This is a genomic window from Hydrogenophaga sp. UC242_50 (assembly GCF_042697355.1).
In the GTDB taxonomy this organism is placed as follows: Bacteria; Pseudomonadota; Gammaproteobacteria; order Burkholderiales; family Burkholderiaceae_C; genus Hydrogenophaga.
This window is the reverse complement of record NZ_CP170553.1, coordinates 1,064,160-1,083,751: the sequence shown is the minus strand read 5'-3', so window position 1 is coordinate 1,083,751 and position 19,592 is coordinate 1,064,160. Positions and strand designations below refer to the sequence as shown.

The 19,592-nt window shown below is 60.6% G+C and carries 17 protein-coding genes and 1 pseudogene; 10 read left to right on the top strand and 8 right to left on the bottom strand.

Annotated elements, in window-relative coordinates:
- Nucleotides 1-20 precede the first annotated feature (20 nt).
- From dnaN to ACFJGX_RS05535, 3 genes are all read left to right on the top strand, one after another.
- Nucleotides 21-1,127, top strand: a complete 1,107-nt coding sequence (dnaN, locus tag ACFJGX_RS05545) for a DNA polymerase III subunit beta (RefSeq protein WP_297401592.1) — start codon at nt 21-23, stop codon at nt 1,125-1,127.
- An 82-nt stretch (nt 1,128-1,209) separates the two neighbouring features.
- A complete protein-coding gene (gene gyrB, locus ACFJGX_RS05540) occupies nt 1,210-3,825 on the top strand; it encodes a DNA topoisomerase (ATP-hydrolyzing) subunit B (protein WP_382327959.1) in 2,616 nt (871 codons plus the stop codon).
- A gap of 536 nt (nt 3,826-4,361) precedes the next feature.
- Nucleotides 4,362-5,237, top strand: coding sequence for a hypothetical protein (locus ACFJGX_RS05535; protein WP_382322377.1), 876 nt, complete (start codon nt 4,362-4,364; stop codon nt 5,235-5,237).
- A gap of 504 nt (nt 5,238-5,741) precedes the next feature.
- Here ACFJGX_RS05535 and ACFJGX_RS05530 read toward each other — a convergent pair.
- The 4 genes from ACFJGX_RS05530 to ACFJGX_RS05515 are packed head-to-tail and all read right to left on the bottom strand — an operon-like array spanning nt 5,742 to nt 8,228.
- Nucleotides 5,742-5,948, bottom strand: a complete 207-nt coding sequence (locus ACFJGX_RS05530) for a hypothetical protein (RefSeq protein WP_382322378.1) — start codon at nt 5,946-5,948, stop codon at nt 5,742-5,744.
- Nucleotides 5,923-7,275, bottom strand: a complete 1,353-nt coding sequence (locus ACFJGX_RS05525; protein ID WP_382322379.1) for a hypothetical protein — start codon at nt 7,273-7,275, stop codon at nt 5,923-5,925. Before ACFJGX_RS05525 ends, ACFJGX_RS05530 begins: the two co-directional genes overlap by 26 nt.
- 37 nt (nt 7,276-7,312) lie before the next feature.
- Nucleotides 7,313-7,690: a hypothetical protein gene (locus ACFJGX_RS05520; RefSeq protein WP_382322380.1), complete on the bottom strand. Its 378-nt coding sequence runs from the start codon at nt 7,688-7,690 to the stop codon at nt 7,313-7,315.
- The gene (locus ACFJGX_RS05515) at nt 7,683-8,228 is read right to left on the bottom strand and encodes a hypothetical protein (protein WP_382322381.1); all 546 of its coding nucleotides are present in this window, start codon (nt 8,226-8,228) and stop codon (nt 7,683-7,685) included. Before ACFJGX_RS05515 ends, ACFJGX_RS05520 begins: the two co-directional genes overlap by 8 nt.
- Before the next feature lie 168 nt (nt 8,229-8,396).
- Here ACFJGX_RS05515 and ACFJGX_RS05510 point away from each other — a divergent pair, with 168 nt between their 5' ends.
- The 4 genes from ACFJGX_RS05510 to ACFJGX_RS05495 are packed head-to-tail and all read left to right on the top strand — an operon-like array spanning nt 8,397 to nt 10,812.
- Nucleotides 8,397-8,672: a multiubiquitin domain-containing protein gene (locus tag ACFJGX_RS05510; RefSeq protein ID WP_382322382.1), complete on the top strand. Its 276-nt coding sequence runs from the start codon at nt 8,397-8,399 to the stop codon at nt 8,670-8,672.
- Nucleotides 8,673-8,675: 3 nt separating this feature from the next.
- A complete protein-coding gene (locus ACFJGX_RS05505) occupies nt 8,676-9,074 on the top strand; it encodes an E2/UBC family protein (RefSeq protein ID WP_382327957.1) in 399 nt (132 codons plus the stop codon).
- A gap of 2 nt (nt 9,075-9,076) precedes the next feature.
- Entirely contained in the window at nt 9,077-10,471 is a 1,395-nt protein-coding gene (locus ACFJGX_RS05500) for a HesA/MoeB/ThiF family protein (RefSeq protein ID WP_382322384.1), read from the top strand.
- On the top strand, nt 10,468-10,812 hold the full coding sequence (locus ACFJGX_RS05495) for a DUF6527 family protein (RefSeq protein WP_382327955.1): 345 nt from the start codon (nt 10,468-10,470) through the stop codon (nt 10,810-10,812). The genes ACFJGX_RS05500 and ACFJGX_RS05495 overlap by 4 nt, the downstream gene beginning before the upstream one ends.
- 279 nt (nt 10,813-11,091) lie before the next feature.
- Here the strand turns inward: ACFJGX_RS05495 and ACFJGX_RS05490 are convergent, their stop codons facing one another.
- Complete coding sequence (locus tag ACFJGX_RS05490; RefSeq protein ID WP_382322385.1) at nt 11,092-11,763, bottom strand: SOS response-associated peptidase; 672 nt, start codon at nt 11,761-11,763, stop codon at nt 11,092-11,094.
- A 107-nt stretch (nt 11,764-11,870) separates the two neighbouring features.
- On the opposite strand from ACFJGX_RS05490, the gene ACFJGX_RS05485 reads away from it, so the two are divergent.
- From ACFJGX_RS05485 to ACFJGX_RS05475, 3 genes and pseudogenes are all read left to right on the top strand, one after another.
- Entirely contained in the window at nt 11,871-12,248 is a 378-nt protein-coding gene (locus ACFJGX_RS05485) for a LexA family protein (RefSeq protein WP_382322386.1), read from the top strand.
- A 40-nt stretch (nt 12,249-12,288) separates the two neighbouring features.
- Nucleotides 12,289-13,598 (top strand): annotated as a pseudogene (locus ACFJGX_RS05480) (Y-family DNA polymerase).
- Between the two features lie 253 nt (nt 13,599-13,851).
- Nucleotides 13,852-14,061: a hypothetical protein gene (locus ACFJGX_RS05475; protein ID WP_382322387.1), complete on the top strand. Its 210-nt coding sequence runs from the start codon at nt 13,852-13,854 to the stop codon at nt 14,059-14,061.
- A 276-nt stretch (nt 14,062-14,337) separates the two neighbouring features.
- On the opposite strand, the gene ACFJGX_RS05470 is transcribed toward ACFJGX_RS05475, so the two are convergent.
- The 3 genes from ACFJGX_RS05470 to ACFJGX_RS05460 all read right to left on the bottom strand — a co-directional run bounded on the left by ACFJGX_RS05470 (nt 14,338) and on the right by ACFJGX_RS05460 (nt 19,528).
- Complete coding sequence (locus ACFJGX_RS05470) at nt 14,338-16,185, bottom strand: hypothetical protein (RefSeq protein ID WP_382327953.1); 1,848 nt, start codon at nt 16,183-16,185, stop codon at nt 14,338-14,340.
- Nucleotides 16,186-16,478: 293 nt separating this feature from the next.
- Nucleotides 16,479-17,687 carry an ATP-dependent helicase gene (locus ACFJGX_RS05465; protein WP_382327951.1) on the bottom strand — a complete coding sequence of 403 codons (1,209 nt, stop codon included), beginning with the start codon at nt 17,685-17,687 and terminating at the stop codon, nt 16,479-16,481.
- A 50-nt stretch (nt 17,688-17,737) separates the two neighbouring features.
- Nucleotides 17,738-19,528 (bottom strand): ATP-dependent endonuclease, encoded by a 1,791-nt coding sequence (locus ACFJGX_RS05460; protein WP_382322390.1) that lies wholly within the window; start codon nt 19,526-19,528, stop codon nt 17,738-17,740.
- Nucleotides 19,529-19,592: the final 64 nt, after the last annotated feature.

The following is a 19,592-nucleotide window of genomic DNA, read 5'->3' as shown; positions in this document are numbered from 1 at the left end:
CAGAGAAGAAAGAGTCTGACATGATCGTTTTGAAATCGACCCAGGACAAGGTTTTGGCCGCGCTGCAATCGGTCGCGGGCATCGTGGAACGCCGCCACACCCTGCCGATCCTGGCCAACGTCCTGCTTCGCAAGACCGGCTCGCAGGTGCAATTGACCACCAGCGACCTGGAAATCCAGATCCGCACCACCGCCGAACTCGACGGCGACAGCGGCAACTTCGCCACCACGCTGGGCGCGCGCAAGCTGATCGACATCCTGCGCACCATGCCGGGCGACCAGACCGTGAGCCTGGAATCGAACGCCGGCAAGCTGATCCTCAAGGGCGGCAAGAGCCGCTTCACGCTGCAGAGCATGCCCGCCGAAGATTTCCCGCTGGTGCAGGAATCGGCCAGCTTCGGCCCCGTGTTCTCGGTGCCGCAGAAGACGCTCAAGAGCCTGCTGAGCCAGGTCTCGTTCGCGATGGCGGTGCACGACATCCGCTACTACCTCAACGGCATCCTGTTCGTGGCCGAAGGCAAGCAGCTCAGCCTGGTCGCCACCGACGGCCACCGCCTGGCCTTCGCCTCCAGCACGCTGGACGTGGAAGTGCCCAAGCAGGAAGTCATCCTGCCGCGCAAGACCGTGCTCGAACTGCAGCGCCTGCTGTCCGACAAGGAAGGCGCGATCGAGATGCAGTTCGCGGCCAACCAGGCCAAGTTCAGCTTCGACGGCATGGAGTTCGTCACCAAGCTGGTCGAGGGCAAGTTCCCCGACTACAACCGCGTGATTCCCAAGAACCACAAGAACATCGTCACCCTGGGCCGCGCGCCCCTGCTGGCCAGCCTGCAGCGCACCGCCATCATGACCAGCGAGAAGTTCAAGGGCGTGCGCCTGAACGTCGAGCCCGGCGTGCTGCGCGTGGCCTCGAGCAACGCCGAACAGGAAGAGGCCGTGGACGAACTCGACATCGACTACGGTGGCGACACCATCGAGATCGGCTTCAACGTGACCTACCTGATCGACGCGCTGCAGAACATGTCGCAGGAGATGGTCCGCATCGAGCTGTCCGACGGCAACAGCTCCGCGCTGGTCACCAACCCCGACGACAACGCCTTCAAATACGTTGTCATGCCGATGCGCATCTGAGGTCCAACCCCCTGGTTGCTCCCGCATTCCAAACCCGCGAACACCGCGGGTTTGGCGTTTACTGAGATCGAGAAATTCCACCATGTCCGACGCCAACAAGCCCGCCGAATCCGTCAACACCGGTGAGGCGCAAGCCGAAAGCTCCAATTTCCAGCCCACCATCGACGCCCACCAGGCCGGTGCCAGCGAGGGCTATGGCGAAGGCTCGATCCAGATCCTGGAAGGCCTGGAAGCCGTGCGCAAGCGCCCGGGCATGTACATCGGCGACACGTCCGACGGCACCGGCCTGCACCACCTGGTGTTCGAGGTGGTCGACAACTCCATCGACGAAGCCCTGGCCGGCCACTGCGACGACATCGTGGTGACCATCCACACCGACAACTCCATCAGCGTGGTGGACAACGGCCGCGGCATCCCCACCGGCGTGAAGATGGACGACAAGCACGAGCCCAAGCGCTCGGCGTCCGAGATTGCGCTGACCGAACTGCACGCCGGCGGCAAGTTCAACCAGAACAGCTACAAGGTCTCGGGCGGCCTGCACGGCGTGGGCGTGAGCTGCGTGAACGCGCTCTCGCAGTGGCTGCGCCTCACCGTGCGCCGCGAAGGCCATGTGCACCTGCTCGAGTTCGCGCGCGGCTTCGTGCAGAACCGCGTGATCGAGACCACGCCCACCGGCGTGGAGATCTCGCCCATGCGCGTCACCGGTGCCACCGAGAAGCGCGGCACCGAGGTGCACTTCCTGCCCGACTACGAGATCTTCCGCGAGAACGCCGATTTCCACTACGAGATCCTGTCCAAGCGCCTGCGCGAACTCTCCTTCCTGAACAACGGCGTGCGCATCCGCCTGAAGGACGAGCGCAGCGGCAAGGAAGACGACTTCTCCGGCGCCGGCGGCGTCAAGGGCTTCGTCGACTTCATCAACAAGGGCAAGACCGTCCTGCACCCCAACGTGTTCCACGCCATGGGCGACCGCCAGAGCGACCAGGGCACCAACATCGGCGTGGAAGTCGCGATGCAGTGGAACAGCGGCTACAACGAGCAGGTGCTGTGCTTCACCAACAACATCCCGCAGCGCGACGGCGGCACCCACCTCACCGGCCTGCGCGCGGCCATGACGCGGGTGATCAACAAGTACATCGAAGAGCACGAGCTGGCCAAGAAGGCCAAGGTGGAAGTCACCGGCGACGACATGCGCGAAGGCCTGTGCTGCGTGCTGTCGGTCAAGGTGCCCGAGCCCAAGTTCTCCAGCCAGACCAAGGACAAGCTGGTCTCCAGCGAAGTGCGTGGCCCGGTCGAAGACATCGTGAGCCGCCTGCTGGCCGACTACCTGCAGGAACGCCCGAACGACGCCAAGATCATCTGCGGCAAGATCGTCGAAGCCGCGCGCGCCCGTGAAGCCGCGCGCAAGGCCCGCGAAATGACGCGCCGCAAGGGCGTGCTCGACGGCATGGGCCTGCCCGGCAAGCTCGCCGACTGCCAGGAAAAGGACCCGGCGCTGTGCGAGATCTACATCGTGGAGGGTGACTCCGCCGGCGGCTCGGCCAAGCAGGGCCGCGACCGCAAGTTCCAGGCGATCCTGCCGCTGCGCGGCAAGATCCTGAACGTGGAGAAGGCGCGCTACGAGAAGCTGCTGACCAGCAACGAAATTCTCACACTCATCACCGCGCTGGGCACCGGCATCGGCAAGGCCACGGGCGCGGGCGGCACGGCCGGCGTGGACGACTTCAACGTCGCCAAGCTGCGCTACCACCGCATCATCATCATGACCGACGCCGACGTGGACGGCGCGCACATCCGCACCCTGCTGCTGACCTTCTTCTACCGCCAGATGCCCGAGCTCGTCGAGCGCGGCCACATCTACATCGCGCAGCCGCCGCTCTACAAGGTCAAGGCCGGCAAGGAAGAGCTGTACCTGAAGGACGCTTCCGCGCTCGACGGTTTCCTGCTGCGCATCGCCTTGAAGGATGCCAGCGTGTTCACCGGCGGCGCCACGCAGACCACGCTCAGCGGCGACACCCTGGGTGAGCTGGCGCGCAAGCACCAGATCGCCGAGAGCGTGATCGCGCGCCTGTCCAACTTCATGGACGCCGAGGCCCTGCGCGCGATCGCCGATGGCGTGGCGCTCAACCTCGACAGCGTGGAGCAGGCCGAGGTCAGCGCGGTCTCGCTGCAGGCCAAGCTGCGCGAACTGGCCACCACCGGCGTGCCCGCCGAAGTGGCGGCCGAGTTCGACGTGCGCACCGACAAACCCATCCTGCGCATCAGCCGCCGCCACCACGGCAACATCAAGAGCAGCGTGCTCACGCAGGACTTCGTGCACGGCGCCGACTACGCCGCGCTGGCCACCGCCGCCGACACCTTCCGTGGCCTGCTGGGCGAAGGCGCCAAGGTGATGCGTGGCGAGGGCGACAAGCAGAAGGAAGAGAAGGTCGGTGACTTCCGCCAGGCCATGCGCTGGCTCATCAGCGAAGCCGAGCGCACCACCAGCCGCCAGCGCTACAAGGGCCTGGGCGAGATGAACCCCGAGCAGCTGTGGGAAACCACCATGGACCCGAACGTGCGCCGCCTGCTGCGCGTGCAGATCGACGACGCGATCGAAGCCGATCGCGTGTTCACCATGCTGATGGGCGACGAGGTGGAACCGCGCCGCGACTTCATCGAGACCAACGCGCTGCGCGCGGGCAACATCGACGTCTGACCTGGGACCTGATGAGAGGAACTCGAATTCGTCGGACTGAACTCGAGTTTCTCAGACTTGAGAAACTGAAATAGTCAGACTTTCTCGCCTACATCTTTAGATGTGAGTTTGCGATCACTCTCAACAAAGAAGCCAGAAACTGCGCTTTTCTTACACAGGCATCCCGATACCACGGCTCTGGCGTTTTCGGGCCAAGGCATGCGGGAACGTTGTGCGATCCCGCTTTCGAACTGGCAACTTCTCCGAGACCGAAAGTTCTTGTCCCGCCTCAGCTATCGCACCCTCCGCCTCGGCCCAGTCTTCAACTAACAGATGCTCCTCCAGAGGGCTTAGCGCTGCGGCTATGTCCAACTGCGTTGGATTGAGCAGACAACGGCGGCTGAGCAGCGGTTGCGGTCACTCTCCGGAGCATGCCCAGTGCACGGTCTCGGCTCCAAGGCGGTCATTCGGCCATGTACCTGTAGAAGCTCGAATGACACCAAGGAGTCGGGAGCGGACGTTGGGTCAAAATGAGAACCGTGCGGACTGTACTACCCTTGGCGCAAGCTGCCGATCCTCCCGATGACATTACGTTCAATGCGATCGTTGTCGCCGAATCATTGAGCAGCTTGGAGATGAAGACCGGGTCCCTTCTTCGCGACTACATCAACACCTTGGACGAGGCCCCTGCGAAGGCGACACTCGTGCAAGTAGCCTCCCGCGATGCCTTCTTGGCTCTTCTCAGGGATCTTGAAACTCAGGTTCAGACCAGAGGCCTCTTGCCCGTGCTTCACCTGGAAGCACACGGAGACGAGAACTCCGGGATCTGGTTCGCTGATGACAGCAATCTGAGCTGGGACGACTTCTGCGACGCCATGACTCCATTGAACATCGCTACTGGGATGCGCCTGTTGGTCACCGTGGCGGCGTGCTACGGAGGAAGTCTGATTTCTGGCATTCGCCTCAGCAAGCCAGCGCCTTGCTTCGCGCTCGTCGGACCGTCCCACAGGATCGATGAATCGGAGGTCATGGGATCGTTCCGTGACTTCTACGGAGCCATGTTGCGAACCCTGGCTGCAGGCCCCGCCATCGCCGCTCTCAGGGGACACACTTTGCGAGAGGGCGAGTTGCATGTCATGACCGCTCGACGTTGGTTCGAATTGCTGATGACGCAGTATCTGCAGACGGAGGCAACTCCACGGAGGGTGAGGGACTTCGCACTTAGACACTATTTGAACGCTCGCATGGAGTCCCAGTCGACTCTCAGCATGCGGGACTACAAGCGACTATTCCGCCGCGAGCTACCAGTGGTTGTCCGCAAGTATTTCGAGACGTTCTTCGCAATCACTGATGCGGATCGGCATCCTCGATACCGAGCGCTGTGGTCGAGGTTGTCAGCGCTACTAGACCAAATTCGGTGGAGTCATTCGTAGAAGTGAGTAGCATGCCGCCCCAACCGGGAGGGCGATGTCCGCTTTCGGCCAAAAGCGCGCATTGCACCATCATCCAACATTGCACATCTCGCGCAACCAAATTGCGCTTCATTCACCAGCAAATGTCCGAAGCGTGGCTAGCATGCCGATGTGGAAGACGATGAAGTAGCCGGGCTTCAACGAATTTTCACAACGCAGTGCCGACAGGCTTCGCCACCACACGGGTCGCCACCCAGTCTCTTTTGCTGCGTACCGATAGTACGACTGCATGTTCAGCGCAATGGGAGTGGCTGCATTCTTGAGAGTTCGTCACGGACGACTCGATGGCCGGCGATCCCGCGAAGGTCTAGCGAGCGGGCGCGAACGGATCGTCGCCGCTGCTAAGTTCAGCGTCGACACGGCCAAGTATTTGTAGTCGCTGCATCATGGAATGCGCGCTGGTCTCACGCGTGCGACCCAATGTGCGGGGCACGAGCATCAGTCGCACGCAAGACAGACCAAAGCCTAATTCGACCCCAACAGCCCTAGATGTTTGCGATAGATGTCCGCAAGTTCCAGTTCTTGCTTCTCGGCTTCCTTCGAGTCGTCAATGTCCGAAGAATCCGTGAGCTCCAGTCGCGGGTTCTCCTTAATGAACTCATCCACGATGGCGTTGACTTCCGCCAACATCCGATCGTTGGCATGGCTAGCCGGCGTTGCTTTCGTCTTCATTGCCTTTTTTGTCAATCGGTTCTCCTTTCGCAGACTTGGTAGGACGATTCCTGAAGAAATGTTCGTTGAACTCGGGTTGGAAGTAGTGCTTGCGATCGATCCAGACGAAGCCATCACCTTTCGAGATCACTGCCACGTCGATCGGCCCACCGACGGTTTCGTCTTCCCCAGTTGTCATGCGCTTTTGAAATGAGCTCAAAGTTACAAGGGACGCCGCCACGTGCGCAAGCTCCTTTTTCGGCAGATGGACGACCGACTGGAGGATAGGTATGCGGTGGTTGCGCCCCTTGAACCCGGAGAACTCTTTGATCGCATCCTTCGCAGCATTCGCGGACACAGCCCTCAACTGGGCTTTATAGGCTTCCTTCCTGGCTTTGGACACGCCAGGAAACCCGTCGATGATGGCCTCGGGCGTCTGTACGTACGCTTTCGCGAGCGCCCGGGCAACCTGCAACTCCACCTTGGGGCTGATGCCTTCCAAAAAAGTCTGTGCCATGGACGATTGTGCAAATGGCTTGATCACGGACGTGACGTCCTTGCTGATTTGCCATGTCTCCAGGAGCTTGTGCTTCAGTTCGCCCTCAAAGATCTCACCGAACTCGTACTGCTGCATGACCGGAAAGTGCTGAACTTCACCGTATCCGGCGATGACCAATCCTGTCAAAGACTCGGTGACGATCTTGTCCTTCTGTACGACCAACTTGGCTAATTCGTACAGGTCGGGCGTCAGCTTGTGCAGCACTGCGGGCTTCAATCCTTCGAAGACGCTCATCGTCAGCCCTGAGATGAAGCCTGACTGCTTGGACTTTAGGTCCGCCGCAACGTCTTTCTTAAAGCATGTGGCGTCGTCTTTGGCCTGCCACTCCTTCAAGGCGTCCTTTACCACCTCGGTTGGGATGTACTCCAGGTCCTCTTGTGTAATGCCGTCCCCGTTGTCGATCAACGCTTTGAATCGCTTCGTGATGCCGTTCGCGATCCCCGTGAAGAACGTACGAATGAGGTGCTTGTAGTAGTGCTCTTGAACGTCAAGCGGAAACAGCTGCTGGTTGTTGGTCAGGAAAGCAATGAGATCAGTCGCATAGTCCTGCAGATGCGGAAAGCTCTTATGACCGAGCTTGGCGCGGTACATCTTGAAGATGACCTCCCACGGCACGCCTAGGAGCGAAGAGTTGTTGTAGACCATCACGCCCACGGGGTGGAAGCTCGAGAGCATGAACAGCTTGTCTGCGTGAAAAAACTTCGCCTTGCCATTGGAGCGCACCGTCGCCGCGCTGTCGCTTGCCAGCGCAATTCCAAGCCGGTTCATGACTACCACTTCTGCCGTCACGTCTGTCCCTTCCCCAGTGGCCGACGGGCCCTGACACCTATTTTCTCTGCTGCTTGTTCGAGATGATGCGCTCGATGTCGTCGATAAGAAAGTCTAGGCCGGCCTGATGGGAGTCATCCCCCTCGAACGCAGCCGCAGCCTGCATCCCCATGACCGACGGTGGGCTGAGCAAAGCCCGCAACTCGCGCAACTTGATGGCCGTGATCGCCCGAGGTCTGCTGCGACGAGCCGTCCCTGGCTTGGCTTCCACGTTCGCCCGCGCCGTGCTGGCTGCCAAGACCAGTCGCATTGACTCCGCGAGGTCGTCGCGCTCTCTAGCGGGCACCGCGTCCGGGGACTGCGCTGCCAACACCAAGTCTTCCAGACCATCCAGCAGACTTTCGAGCTGCTGCGCGGCGGTTAGCCTTTTAGTCATCGCTTGCCTCTCCGTACTTGCGCGCCAAGGTGCGCTGGATTCGCTTTTGAGCGCTCGCATACTGTACCGGGGTCATTCCAGAGCGCGCCTGTGTTTCGGTGGGTGTCAGCCCTTCAGCCAGGCCGTGGATCACATGCAAGGCTTGGGGGTCGGCGGCGAACATCGCTTCCACTTGCCGGATGGCTTGGCGGGCCGCCAACTCAGTCTCCGGTGTCTGCTCGTCGGCTACCGTCTCCACGGCGCTGGGTCCCTCGTCATCGGCCCCAACCGCAAGCTGCTCCACCGGTTCTTTGGCGGTTCGCGCCCGTTCCTCGCTGGCAATGCTGCGCATGGTCTGCGCCAGAAAGGCGACCAAACTGACGTTCAACGGCCAAAGGCGCGCTCCGGCCAGCGCCCGGTAAAGCGCCTCGTGCAGTAGATCTTCCCAGCTCATAGCCGGCAGGCCGAGCGCGCGCAGCTTGGCAATTTGCCGCAGGCACTGCTGCTCACTAGGAGACAACATGGAGAAGGCGTACGCCACCTGATTGGGGGTCGCCACTTCTCTTTGCTGCGGTGCAGGACTGGTCATCTCATAAATATATGCTCACCCGCAGCCTGGTTGCGGACACGCCCGACACAAAAATTTTTTGTCCGGGGAGGGAGCGCCGGTGCGCATATCTAGGTAAGCGGCTAGTCGCCGCGAACCCAGAAAGGCATCAGGCACACCATGGCAGCTGAAAACACCCCCGCCGCGAAGGACCCGGACCGCAAGCAGGTCTACAAGATCACCATCGACAAGGTGCACTTTGATGTGCACCAGCCCTTGATCACCGGCGCCGCCTTGCTGCAGCTGGCGGGCAAGGTGCCGGTGGACCAATTCGGCATCTACATTAAGCACAAGGGTGCCCAGCCCGAGCGCATCGGTCTGGACAAGGAAGTTGACCTGCGCGAGCCGGGCGTGGAGCACTTCGTCACCTTGCCGCTGGACCAGACGGAGGGTTGAGCCATGCGCAGGGAGTTCTCGTTGCCGGCGGAGGACATGGAGTGGCTCGAAGGCTGTGCGCACGCCTATGACCTAGCCGCGGAGGCCAGCGTCTTGCGCGTGGTCCTCCACGACTTTGCGGTGCCCGCCGGCTACAACGTCTCGGCGGTCGACGTCAATGTGCGAATCGATCCGGGCTACCCCGACGCCCAGATCGACATGGCCTACTTCTTCCCGACACTGTCGCTTCAAAGCGGGCGCGCTATCCGCGCGACCAGTTCGGACAGCTTCGCCGGCAAGGAATGGCAGCGCTGGAGTCGGCACCGCACGCCTTCGAACCCTTGGCGTCCTGGCATTGACGGCTTGGGCACCCACTTCGCGCTTGTGCAGGAATGGCTGGCGCAGGAACTCAAGAAGGTCTGAGCATGGGCGTGTCGTTGACGTTGGCGCAGTTCCAGTTCGAGGAGTTGGCCTCTCACCTTTTTCCGCCGGACGGCTGCGAAGCCGTCGCCATCGTGTTGTGTGGTCGCGCAAAGTCCGCCTATGGCCATCGGCTGGTGGCGCGCAAGGTCGTGCTTGTGCCCTACGACCAATGCAGCGTCCGCAGACCCGATCGGGTGACGTGGTCCACGGCCATTCTGCTGCCGCTACTGGCGGAAGCGAACAAGCACAACATGTCGCTCGTGAAGGTCCACGGGCACCGGGGGTTTGATCGGTTCTCTGCAATCGATGACGAGTCCGACCGGGCCTTGTTCCCCAGCATTCATGGCTGGATGGATCAGAACCAGCCCCATTGCAGTGTCGTGGTGATGGACGATGGCCGCTGTTTCGGCCGTATCGTGGCGCCCGATGGCAGCTTCGAGACACTGGCGAGAGTGACGGTCGTAGGAGACGACATCCGGGTGTTCGATGCCCCAGGTGACACTCAGGCCGTTCCGGAGCAAGGTCGCCGGATTGCGCAGACCTTCGGCCAGGGCACCTACGAGAAGTTGACCCGTTTGCGCGTCGGGGTTGTCGGGTGCTCGGGAACGGGAAGCCCGGTCATCGAGCAGCTGGCGCGCAACTGCGTCGGATCGCTGGTGCTGGTCGACCCTGACGTCGTTGAACGCAAGAATCTCAACCGGATCCTGAATTCAACGATGGCCGACGTCGCTGCCCGGCTGCCCAAAGTCGAACTCGCGCGGCGAACCATCTCTCAACTGGAGTTGGGCACAGACGTGCTGGCGTTCCAGAGCATCCTATTCAACCGCGAGGTGGTGCGAGCGCTGGCGAGTTGCGACGTCCTCTTCGGCTGTATGGACTCGGTAGACGGGCGGTTTGCGCTGAACAAGCTGGCCTCGTTTTATGCCATTCCCTATTTCGACTTGGGGGTGCGCATCGACGCCGACGGCGCCGGTGGTGTCGACCAGGTGTGCGGTACGGTTCACTACCTCCAGCCCGGCGGATCGAGCCTGCTGAGCCGCCACCTGTTCACCATGGAGCAGGTCCGCGTCGCTGGACTCTATCGCACGGATCCCGGCGAATACCGCAAGCTCTTAGGCGAGGGTTATATCAAGGGCGTCAATGAGGACCAGCCGGCCGTCATTCAATTGAACATGCTGATCGCGAGCCTGGCGATCAATGAGTTCCTGGCGCGCCTGCATCCTTACCGCATGGACTCCAACGGAGACACCGCAACTTTTCGAGTCAGTCTGTCGCATGGCATATTCGCGGGCGAAACGGACGGACCACCTTGTCCGGTCTTCAAGCGCCACGTGGGCCGAGGAGACGTCGAACCCATGCTCGACATGCCCGAACTCAGCGCCGGAGCCAAATCATGATATTGGGTCGTCTTGCGCGTGCCTTCAGGCTTGTAATGGACCCGCGCCTAAAGTACGTCTATGCGTGGGCTGAGGATCCGCCGCCTGTGACCCGTCCCGGCTTTGTCTACTTGATCGGGGAACAACCGAAGCCTTGGTCCGCGCAGCTCATCTGTCCATGTGGATGCGGTGACGTCATCACGCTCAGTTTGATCGAGAACGACAACCCGAGATGGCGACACGCCATCCACCCGCTGGGCTCGATCTCTCTGTGGCCGTCTGTTTGGCGGACCAAGGGGTGTCGCAGTCACTTCTACATCAAGAAAGGAAAGGTGCTTTGGGCCTATCCACAGGACTCGTAGATTGTCGATGACAGCGTGCGTCCGCACTGGACAAGGTTCGTGCGGAGTTCAGAGCGCTGTGCGGCCGAGAACGGGCGAATGTGTATAGACTGACTTGGAGTATGAGGCGGCTCAACGCGCTGACGGCTAGCTTCGCCTAGGGATGGGTCCGCTTTGGGTCGGAGGCCGTCTTTCCCGTCGACTTCGTCGAACGACCACCGTCAGCCTTAAGCCGACTTCAAAGTAGGCGTGGGACCTTTGCTTGGGCGGCCCAATCCGCATACACGCGTGATCCGAACTTCACCTTTGACGTTTTCCCCTCTCAGGCTCCGGCGTTGAGATCAGCAAGTGCGCAGGAAACTGCCGCATGAACTCCATCGAACGCGCAGTCGGCGCATCGAGCCAGGTGTCGTACTGGTCGGCATGCAGGATCACCACCATGCGCTTCTCATCCTGTGGTTTGTGAAAGTGCTTGAACAGTTCGTGGTCGTCGGCATTGACGGTGAGCATGGTGAAACTGAACACCTCATCGCCCGTTGCCTTGCGGTTGCTGGTCCACAGCCCGGCGATGCCCATGGGCAGGCCATCCTTGCGCTGGATGCGTGTGGGAACCGCCACACCACTGCGCCAGTCGGGCTCGTAGATGTACTCCACGGGCACGACGCAGTGCTGACCGTTGCGCCAGGCATCCCGAAAACTGGGCTTCTCCGCCACCGTCTCTGACCGGGCGTTATAGGTCCGCCGCCCGAAGCTAAGTTCACCCGCCCAGTGCGGAATCATTCCGAAGAGACCAGCCTTGACCTCGCGCGGGGGAACGGCCTCGTCGCCCACATCCTTGTTCGGATGCCGGCGGATGAAGGGAGCCTCATAGATCGGCCAGACCTCGGCCTTCACCGTGGGCGGTGGCGCCTCCACACCGAAGTACATCCGCAGGCGCTCCGTGCTGGTCACGGCCACATAGTTCGAACACATGGGGAATTCTGGTCGGAAACGGCCTGCCGCCGTATACTGTACATATGAACAGTATCTGTACCAGCTCAACGCCCGTGACCTTTATGGCGTCCCCGCTCGAGCTGCCTATGCCCGCTGCTCCTGTGCGCGCAGGGTTTCCGTCGCCGGCCGAGGACTTCTCGGTCAACCGGCTGGACCTGACCCAGATCCTGGTCACGCACCCCCAGGCAACCTTCCTGCTGCGCGTGGCGGGCACCTCCATGCGGGACGCCGGCATCGACGACGGTGACACGCTGGTGGTTGACCGAGCCATCAAACCCCACCATGGCCAGGTGGTCGTGGCCGTGGTCGATGGCGAGTTCACGGTGAAGTATCTGCACCAGCGCGCGGGGCGGGTTCGCCTCAAGGCGGCCAACCCCACCTTCCCGGACATCGTGCCCCGGGACGGTCAGACGATCGAAGTGTGGGGTGTGGTCAGTTCCTGCATCAAGCGCTTCGCCGTCTGAACCCCTTCCACCCCTTCCACCCGACGCGAGCGATGCGGCCATGTACGCCCTGGTCGATGGCAACAATTTCTATGTTTCGTGCGAGCGGGTGTTCCGGCCCAGCCTGAACGGCCGGCCTGTCGTCGTTCTCTCCAACACGACGGTTGCGCCATCGCGCGCTCCAACGAAGCCAAGGACCTGGGCATAAAGATGGCCGCCCCCTGGTTCGGGATCAAGCATCTGGAGCAGGAAGCGGGTTTGGTGGCTCTGTCGGCCAACTTCACGCTGTACGGCGACATGAGCGACCGGATGATGAGCCTGGCCGCGGGGCTGGGCCCCACCCAGGAGATCTATTCGATCGATGAGAGCTTCATTGGACTGCAGGGTGTACGCGGTGATCTGGTGAAGCGGGCCAAGACGGTTCGTGAACGCATCCTGCAGTGGGTCGGCATTCCATGCTGCATCGGCATCGCACAAACCAAGACCCTGGCCAAGCTGGCGAACCACATCGCCAAGACCGCGGAACGCAAGCCTGGTAGCTACCCCAGCGAGTTGACGCAGGTGTGCAACCTGGCGACTTTGCCTGCGCAAGACCTGGAGGACGTGCTCCGGGCCTCCGAAGTGGGTGCCGTCTGGGGCGTGGGACCCCGCATCGGCAAGCAACTCCAGGAGGAAGGCGTGCGCACCGTCCTGGATCTCACGCGCATGGACCCGGCCACCATCCGCCGCCGATGGGGCGTGACACTGGAGCGCACGGTGCGCGAGCTCCAGGGGCAGCCCTGCATTGAGCTCGACGACGCGCCCGGACAAAAACAGCAAATCGCCTGCACGCGGTCGTTCGGCAAGCCCATGCACGAACTGGCGCCCCTTATCGAAGCGGTGAGTGAGTATGCCGGGCGAGCGGCCGAGAAGCTGCGCTCGCAGAAGAGCCTGGCCACCGAGCTGCTGGTGTTCATGCACACCTCACCCTATCGGCCCGGGCCGCAACTCTCCCGCAGCGTGGTGGTACCCCTGCGCCGACCCACCGACGACACGCTGGCACTGGCTCAGGCCGCTGCGGACGGCATGCGGTACATGTACGTGCCAGGGTACCGGTTCATCAAGGCCGGGGTCATCCTGGTGGACCTGCAATCCGCAGATGTGCTGCAACGTGAGCTGGATCTGGAGACGCCTGCGGACGACGAGCCGAAGCGCGATCGTTCACAGCTCATGGGCGCGATGGATGCGATCAACGGGCGATACGGCAAAGGCACGGTACACACCGCATCTACAGGAAAGGTCGGTCCTCAGCGGGTGTGGGGCATGAAGCAGGAGCGCCGTACGCCTCAGTACACGACACGGCTTGAGGATGTGCCCGTGGCGAGGGCGTGAGCAGAGCCGATTGTCATACCCCCACCCGTATGATGCCCACCGTGAACTTTCCTCCAGGGCATCCCACACTGCTGCGACACCCAGTACCGGATGGACTCCCTTTCCCGGTGGAGACGGTGCTCGAGTTGCCTGCGGTCGCGTATGAGGTGGAGCAGCGAGATGACTGGTGGATCGTGCGGATAGGGGCCACCGGTGAAGCGGTGTATCAAGGTCCAGGGCCGGTCGAAGTGTTCGTATCCGCTGCGCCATTTTGATGAACCAGCATCCGACGCCGCTATGGCATCCCACAACCGATGGTGTGACCCGCTACCGCGAGACTCGCTTGCCACTGGAACCGCACGAGTACCACGTCATCGAGTTGCCCAGCTTGGAGACCGTGCTCGTGATCGTGATTGCAAACGGCGAGGTGGTGTACAAGGGCGCAGGTCCAGTGAAGGTCTATCGCTCGCCAAGCCCGCTGTGACGTCACATAGATACCGGGCACGTTGAATGGCTGGGTGACTGTTCCAGACTGATCTGAGTCATTCGGGTGCGGATACTGGAGCGGCGGCATTTGCCAGAACCGGCTATTGATCGCTGCAGGCGACAGGCTGCACCGGCCATCATCCGGTCGGCACGCCGTTCCGCCGATAGACAACACAGCGAGAGGATGACGCCGGACGAACTGGATCTGTGGGCAACTGAAGCACTGAGAGGCGGGCAGACTGTTTGGCCCGCTGCCACAGCCTCAACGCGCCCCTTAGTCAAAGCCTGGAAAAAGCGGCCGCCACTTAAAGTCTTCTGAGCACCTCTCCCAGAGCAGAGTCAGCGTAGTCTTTGGCACGTTATATGGAAAGACAAGCAGCCGCTGCATATCTGAGAAGCCAAGGGCACTCTCCTTGCGTCGCTCATCAGTCCAAGTCTTTTCGGTGGCGCGACGCTTCAGGATCTTGTACCCGACATCTTCGCAGAATGACTTCATGTCATCTCGTTCTGCTTCGTTCGCCCAGCCAACGGGGCCAAGAGGCTCGAAGATCTTGGAGCTGGAAGGTTCAATCACGCCAAATAGCACTTTTGCCCGCTGCTTGTCGAGGCCAGTACTTGCGTACTCTTCGCCCAGGAAGCGCGTCAATCCAACGTCCATAGAGACACCGTAGCAAAAGCGCAGCTGTCTGTTTTCAAGGCGCCTTCTGTCCCCGGCAGAAAGGCTTGGTGCGTGCACGGTGTGGTGGCTCTTGCGCACCCGCGTACCCATCAAATCGCCGAGCGTGTTAAGCCCCTGCGTGCCGCTCAACAAGCAGTCGTCAACGATGTAGATGGAACCGTCGGCCGGAGTCGCCTTAAGAGCCGCTGGTAGATTGGGTTCGAACTTGAGCCTGCTCGAAAGTGTCGAGTGTGAAACCAAGTAGTTCATGATCGCTGCGCTTCCGGTGTGCTCACCGAAAGTAGCAATGACCAGTTGTTTCTCCTGGGTGAGAGCAAGCTGCGCTTCAAGCGTCCGCTCTATCGACTGGGAAAGTTCCCACAGGGGATAGAACTTGATGTGACTAAGCAATCTCAAAGCTGCTCGAATGCGCTGAGTAGTTCCGAATTGAAGGAGGAATCCAGAGATCGCTTCGATAGAGATCGGAACTCGGTAGGCGGCAAACCGTCGAGTTAGTTCTACTGCCAAGTTGTGTTCGACCGGACTCAGGGCGGCGAGGCCTGCCAGTTCAAGTCTGTTGCCCGAGCTGAAGACTTCCGCGTCTAGCTTGTCGACGAACCAGCGGAAGACCCATTGCGAAGGAGTGAACTTGGCTTCCAGTTCGCTGTGAGCCGCATCGTGAAAAACCGAGCGAAGCTCGGCCAACACGTTGTAGCTGAAGCCGAGCTTTGCATCGAAAGCCTCGTCAAGCTTGTAGAAGCGAATCGCAAATGTCAGCACCAGGGCCGAATACTGGACCCGCACATCTGTTCTCGTCGCAGTCCATTTCGCAGGGCTGACGGAGCGGAAGATCTTCACATAGTAGGAGCCTGCCGCGGGATTCAAGCCCACGTTCGCGATCTCGGAGACAACAAAATATGTGAAGAAGATTGCGTTTTGGAAGGCGAGAAGATCTGGACTGAACCGAACCCTCAACTCTGAAGATACCTTGTCCAAGACGTCTTCCAACGCATTCATCAACGCTTTTCCCTGCGCAGGTGCTGCGCTGCGCCATCGGAGTGTTGGTGCCAATAGCAGAGGAATGATGGTAGTGGTCGGAGCGTCGTCCGGATCGCGCAATACGTCCTCCTTGACGTACTCTTTAAAACGTCGATACAGGTCAATCAGCGCCTCAATATTGAAGTCAGCGCGACGCAGCCCATAGACGTAGTCGCTGTACCGATCGAGCTTGTGAAAGCGATCCCTCTGCGGTGCAAGATTGAGCTGCTTCTTGAGCCCAGCGTCTCGTTTAGCGTTCCAGTCTTTGAACGTCTGACCGCGAGGAACGTTCGGCTTCATCGCATCCGCGCGCTGCTGGAGGTCTGCGACATCCAAGAAGAGCCACTGCAAGTTGAGAAACGGAACTTTGTCAATCGCTTCAGCGACCGTCGTGTGCTCTATCGCCGGGAAAAGTCTCTTTGTCATGATGTCGAGCTTAATTCAGCAAAGGGCCGTTGGCAGCTCGACGACCGCGTGCTAGACCCCGAAAGAGTTCAAGCAGCAAGATCACTCCATCCCCAACAGTGCCGTCCTCCAGGAATGATCGGTTCAAAAAGGCCGGCAGCGACCGCCGCGGTGTCGTCCTCGCGAGCTGAGCTGCAGCTCAGACTGGTTGCAGCCTTTCGGCCAACATTCATCAGCCGGCAGCTCTCGACCCATTCCAGCCAATAGTCTGCCCAATCAGACCCATCTGCCCCCTCGAAATGTAGGGTGGGGCCTCATGCGAAGGGCGGCAGACTCATATGGGCAGTTGCCTGCACAAGGACGATGCATCGCTCTTTTGCGCGTGTCACCGCGTTGTAGAGCAAACGCCTCTTCTGGTCGTCGCTGCCACCGACGGCTGCTGGCCAGAGCACAATGACGTTGTCGAACTCTCGGTTCTTGGCACCGTGAACTGTCATCCCCTTCCAGCCACGAACATCGCTCCGTCGAGATTGGCGGCGCTGGGAAAAGGACTGCTCGACCAACTTCACGACCTCGCCCTTCGTGAACTCCACCTTCGCCTTGGTTCGACGTTGAATCTCAAGCCATTCGACCACATCTCTGGCCGTTCTGGCATCACCAGCAGCGGCGAGGATGGCAGCGATGGAAACAGCGTCAGCTTGGTCGGCCAACTGGATCGTGGCGAGGTACTCAGTTGCCGCTTTTGCTTCCGACTGTTCCCAAGCGACTTTGTAAGGGCCTGCGCCCTTCTTGGTCTTGTTTGCGGCAGCCCAGGCCAATGCAGCTCTCGAAAACGTCCCATGCGTTGGGGTGATGATCGCGACACGCTTGCCTCCACCGTACCAGCTCAAGTTAGAGTTGATCCATGCACCAGCCAACGGGGCCGTCGACGTCTGCGCAACCATGAAGAGTTTCTCTGATTTCGGCGCTTCGCCGGCGCGAATCGCTCGAGCTGCATTAAGCAACTCATCGACGTTGGTTCGACGAGGCTGCGTAAGTTCTTCGGGCGCGCATACCTCGGTGAGCCAAGCGCATGCTGGGTTGGGGCGAAGCTCTTCGCTGAGGCATTGAAACTCGTCCGCGGCGACGAAGACCTCCAATCTGTTGGCCAGGCCTGCAACCATGCCGAGACGATTCACGGTCATGTCTTGGGCCTCATCCACGACGAGGATAGGAAAAGTCGCCGCCACCCAGTTGTGGACCTCCTTGACCTGTGCAAGGGCGCCGGCAGCTTCACATACGCGCTCGTACTCAGTTGGTTCGATGTTTACGAAGCCGAGTGCCGCGGCAAGGGAACGCCAACGCCGAACCAGACGCCATGCGAAGCTGTCGATGGTCGTGCATTCCGTCTTGCCCTTGAGGTTCTGGAGCATCCCAAGACGCTCTTCCAAGCGCCGGCGAGATCCGTGCATGAACGTGAGCGCCAGAACTTTCTCACCGGCATGCAAAGGTGCAGCGTCCAGATGCGCTGACAGTGAATCCATGAGCATGTGCGTCTTGCCGCAACCAGCGCCGCCAGTGAATGCGCGGACCGTCACGGCTGAAACACCCACACCCCATTGGCGTCGCGAACAAAGCGCTGCGTCGCCTCGTCGCCCGCGCAAGCACAGGCCAGACCGCCCAGTAGGTCTGCCGCCCGCGCCCTGCAGCCTGGCGAAGTGGCAATGGCTTCCGCGAGACTCTCGTAGGCGACGATGTCCATCTTCTTCGTCTTCAGATACGCGACTACCGCCGCGGTCGAAGCTGGAGGTTGCGGGCATAGTTCCGCCAACTTGCCTACCACCGTCGCCTCGTCTGCATTGAGGACCCACCCGACAGCGTCTTCGATCATCGCGCCGTTGTTCCAGCGGATGATCGCGCTTGGCGGGGCGGCTTCTTGCCGTAGTTGTTCCGCATAGTCCAGCCCAGCTGCGTCGCCATCAACAATACAACACACACGCCTGTGGAGCCGCTGCATCAGCCGGTGGGTTTCGATGACGTTTGCGTCTTCCGTGGGAACCACCCCGACTTCGATGCCGAAGGGGCGCTGCATCGTGTCGATCCACCCTTCGGTCATCATCAAAGGCCGGAGGATGCAACGTAGCAGTTGGAAATCGGCTCTGCCTTCTGGGACGAGGAGTGCAGGCTGCATCAATGCACTCAACACATCAACCCGGCTGTGTTGGAAAAACTTGCGCTTCCAGTTCGGCGCCGCCGCAGGAAGTGGCGTGTCCAAGAATGGCTCGGCAGAGAGAACCCCGTCATGCTTCTTCAAGATCAGCACCGAGGTCGGGTCTGCCATGCTGGCAACGTGCGGCGAATGGGTCGTCACGAAGGTCTGGGTAGACAGGGCTTGGACCCGCTGAACCAACCGTTGCTGTGCAGAAGGTGGCAGATGGACTTCAGGCTCTTCCAGAGCCATGAGGAACTCTCCACCGCTTGCAGCACGAGCGCGGCCAAGCTCCAGCAGCAGCAATAGACCTTGCATGGAGACCAGCCCGCTGCCTTGTCTCCCCGCTGGAATGCTGAAGCCATCGTTTCCTACGAAGTGGGCTGAAACTGCCTCCATCACCGACTTACTGTCTGTGCTGGTGAGCCTCAACTGAACCTTCGGAGCGTTTGGGAAAGAGCGCGCAAGCTCGCTATTCAGATTCTCGATCAGAGGTTGAATGCCGGGGTCAGCATCGATCGGCTGAGCAGGTGCCCGCAGGCGATCGCGCTCAGCGAGCAGCGCACCTGAAGGCTGGGCCGCAGCCGCCAGCACGGTGCGCTTGAAAAGTTCGTTCCCCCACGAAAAAACTTTGTCCCAAGTCCTGCTCGCGCGCACGAGATAGAAGCTGAGTTCCTGGATGAGCTTGCCCGGGACAGGCGCCGGTGCCTCGTCGGCGAAGGGATCGATGGGATCATCGTGGTCATGAAAGTAGCGAACCGTCTCGACAGCCAAGCTATCTTGGTCGAAGCGCGCTTGAACGCCGAGTTGGCAGCACAGCTTCCACGCGGGGTTGTTGCGCGCCGGATGCACATGGCCTGTCGCCTCGTCAAGCCATTTGACGACTGCCCTCTCATCACGAAACCACTGGCTACTCTGCTCAGGGTCATCACCAGGAAAATCAGTGACAGTTGCCACGACTTTGATCCTATCGGCTGCCTGTGGGTTGGACCCGAAGAAGTCGTGTTCTGTCAGTTCGCGAACTAGGCGATCTCTGCCAAGCGCGAGAGCCAAAGCTTCGATCAGGGTAGTCTTGCCAGTGTTGTTGTCACCGACAAGTACGGGATGTCTGCCGAATTGCACGAAGCCACTTTTCACACCTCGGAAATTTTCGATTCTCAAGTTGGCTATTCGCATTCTTCTCTCCATTTCTATGAGTGTTCGGACCACGGGCTCCGGCCGCCAAGTGCCCTGACCTGCT

Bases quoted from the DNA above. Each gene is read 5' to 3' on its own strand.
- dnaN (WP_297401592.1), top strand. From the start codon at position 21: ATGATCGTTTTGAAATCGACCCAGGACAAGGTTTTGGCCGCGCTGCAA.
- gyrB (WP_382327959.1), top strand. From the start codon at position 1,210: ATGTCCGACGCCAACAAGCCCGCCGAATCCGTCAACACCGGTGAGGCG.
- ACFJGX_RS05530 (WP_382322378.1), bottom strand. From the start codon at position 5,948: ATGAAGACGAAAGCAACGCCGGCTAGCCATGCCAACGATCGGATGTTG.
- ACFJGX_RS05520 (WP_382322380.1), bottom strand. From the start codon at position 7,690: ATGACTAAAAGGCTAACCGCCGCGCAGCAGCTCGAAAGTCTGCTGGAT.
- ACFJGX_RS05510 (WP_382322382.1), top strand. From the start codon at position 8,397: ATGGCAGCTGAAAACACCCCCGCCGCGAAGGACCCGGACCGCAAGCAG.
- ACFJGX_RS05505 (WP_382327957.1), top strand. From the start codon at position 8,676: ATGCGCAGGGAGTTCTCGTTGCCGGCGGAGGACATGGAGTGGCTCGAA.
- ACFJGX_RS05500 (WP_382322384.1), top strand. From the start codon at position 9,077: ATGGGCGTGTCGTTGACGTTGGCGCAGTTCCAGTTCGAGGAGTTGGCC.
- ACFJGX_RS05495 (WP_382327955.1), top strand. From the start codon at position 10,468: ATGATATTGGGTCGTCTTGCGCGTGCCTTCAGGCTTGTAATGGACCCG.
- ACFJGX_RS05490 (WP_382322385.1), bottom strand. From the start codon at position 11,763: ATGTGTTCGAACTATGTGGCCGTGACCAGCACGGAGCGCCTGCGGATG.
- ACFJGX_RS05485 (WP_382322386.1), top strand. From the start codon at position 11,871: ATGCCCGCTGCTCCTGTGCGCGCAGGGTTTCCGTCGCCGGCCGAGGAC.
- ACFJGX_RS05475 (WP_382322387.1), top strand. From the start codon at position 13,852: ATGAACCAGCATCCGACGCCGCTATGGCATCCCACAACCGATGGTGTG.
- ACFJGX_RS05470 (WP_382327953.1), bottom strand. From the start codon at position 16,185: ATGACAAAGAGACTTTTCCCGGCGATAGAGCACACGACGGTCGCTGAA.
- ACFJGX_RS05465 (WP_382327951.1), bottom strand. From the start codon at position 17,687: ATGGATTCACTGTCAGCGCATCTGGACGCTGCACCTTTGCATGCCGGT.
- ACFJGX_RS05460 (WP_382322390.1), bottom strand. From the start codon at position 19,528: ATGCGAATAGCCAACTTGAGAATCGAAAATTTCCGAGGTGTGAAAAGT.